The following is a 2,460-nucleotide window of genomic DNA, read 5'->3' on the forward strand; positions in this document are numbered from 1 at the left end:
GATGGACTTCATGTGCTGGTATGAGGATGGCGACCCGGGACGCGATTATCCGGTTACGTGCGGTTACGGCAGAGAACGTTATGAACTCGGACTTTCCTATATACGCGAGTCTGCGGCGAAATATGGTATATTCACATCCATTGTGATGCCGGAGCTTTATAACGATGCGGAATTGGAAAGTAAGTATTGCAATATGACCCGCATCGTTCAGGATACGAATATAGGAGGTTGGCATCATTTCTCCTCTTTCAACAGGGGTAAGATTTATGACCGCTGGCCTTATGCCGACAATCAGTTTGACGGCTTCACACATTGGAGCCATATCGGAGGAAAGGGGAAGGTTATCCTTGATGGTGACTTCTTGCGTCTCAACAAATGTGATAATGATGACGAACGTCGTTCGCAGGTGTCGCTGCAATTGATTGCCGGTGGTCCGGTGGCGATTGCGGATACACCGGAAACAATCGGGGACTTGTCCCAATTCTATACCAATGATGAATTGCTTGCACTGAATAAGGATGGCTTTGTGGGTAAACCTTTGTCCGATGTAGTCAACAGCGAGAAAAGTTGTCGCTGGTGGGGGACAATGACTAATGGGGACGTGGTTATTGCCATGTTCAACAGGGAATCGGTTTCAAGGACAATGAGTATGAATCTGGAGGAAATAGGTCTTGTAGGATCATATCGTGTCCGAGACCTTTGGGCACATGTCTATGAGGAGTCGGTGGCCGACACTTATAAGACTCAGATTCCCGCTCATGGCTGCAAGGTGGTAAGGCTTATGCAGAAGGATGCTCCTCATCCATCTGAGATTTTCCTTATCGGCAAAGCCACTCCTGCTTATTGGAATATAGATCAGGCAAGTGAAACGCTTCGTGAAGATGACGGCACGTTCGTTTACAGAGGCCCTTTGTTTCGAGGAAAGATAAGGTTTGTAAGCGAACGGGATTGGCATTCTGTAAATTATATGCCTGAACACAATGGCACATGGCTCACGGATGGAAACAAAGTGGAAGTTTTCAATGGAGATCCACATGAGCTGGCGAAGCATTGGTGGGTAAATGAAAGCGGCACATACGAGGTGAGAATCAAGGTGTCCGCTTCGGGCAATATGGCGTCAGTTTCGGCAATACGCATTGGAGATCTGCCTCCGATGGTGACTTTGCTTGGTGCCGCATCCGGCTTTTGGGAAAGCGCATACGCTCCGGTTATTTATCCTCAGGAGGGTTCTTCCGACATTTTCGTATGGGAGGGCGCGGTGAAACCTACTGCCGACAGGAAGCATTTCAAGTTTGCAGCAAGTCCCGGAGAGCCGGCGGAAACAACATTCATGATTCCGGAAACGGTGGATTATAACGGAAATGTAAAGACTGTGAAATTAGGGGAGACCTATAAATACTGCGAAGAAACCGGAGGTGGCAGTGATCATTTCTGGGGATTCGCACCTTTGGATTGCGGTCATTGCAAAGTGATTGTCAATAAGTCTGACAAGACCGTGTCTTTTTTAGACAGACATACGTCGGCAATATGGCAGACCGGTGTTGATTTTGCACTGAAGGCTTATTTCCGGGGAGAAAACCTTATTGTGGAGAGTGCAGATGAAGAAGTGGAGGTTTATGACCTTTCCGGACGATGCATTGTGCGGACGGATACCGGCAGGCTTTCTGTGAATTGCCCGTCTTCAGGTATATATATCGTGCATTCAGGCGGTCACACTCTCAAACTTGTAAAATGATTAACCGAATCAGAATTTTCAATACTTACTTATGAAAAGATTTATTAACACGAAAAAGATAATAACAGCATTGTTTTGCGCCTCTGTGGCGATTACGGTTTCGTGCAAGGACAATAACGTGGAGGGACCGGTGGAACCCACCCCTGATCCTGCTCCGGAACTGCCTGAATTGCCTGTTCCAGGTGATATTCATAAATATAAGGCTCCGCTTTATTGGACAATCTATGAATATGCACGAGAGATGGAGCTTGCCGGAATCCCGTATGATCAGATGGATTTGAGTTCTGATCAATGGGATGCCGTGATCGACATGATGGCTACTAAGTTCAAACCATATGGCTACAACATGATCTGCACTGACGGATTTCTTCCTCAGAAGGCAAGAGACGGAGGCATTTATATGTCGCATTATGGTTCGATGCCCCTTAAAGAGCTTGTGCGTCGTGCCAAGGAAAAGGGACTGAAGGTCGGTATCTATGACAACCCATTGTGGATCAAGGGGAATCTTGACAGCAAGGTGCCCGGAACAAATTATTCTTTACGCTCGCTGACACGCAACCCTCAAGATAAAGTGCTTTATCCTGACGTTACAGACAGGACAGATTTCACATGGCTTGTCACCGATCATCCGGGAGCACGTGAATATATCGATGGCTTTTTCAAGCATTACCACGACTTGGGTGTGGATTACATAAGGATGGACTTCATGTGCTGGTATGAGGATG

At 47.0% G+C, this 2,460-nt stretch carries 1 protein-coding gene and 1 pseudogene; both read left to right on the forward strand.

Annotated elements, in window-relative coordinates; translation table 11 throughout:
- Positions 1-1,735 (forward strand): SusF/SusE family outer membrane protein (locus JX312_RS12230; RefSeq protein WP_204458178.1); only part of this gene is annotated, 1,735 nt, incomplete at its 5' end.
- Between the two features lie 31 nt (positions 1,736-1,766).
- Positions 1,767-2,460: pseudogene (locus JX312_RS12235) on the forward strand (glucan 1,6-alpha-isomaltosidase); the annotation flags it as partial.

The sequence above is a fragment of the Barnesiella sp. CU968 genome, from assembly GCF_905219685.1.
GTDB classification, from domain to species: Bacteria; Bacteroidota; Bacteroidia; order Bacteroidales; family Muribaculaceae; genus Lepagella; species Lepagella muris_A.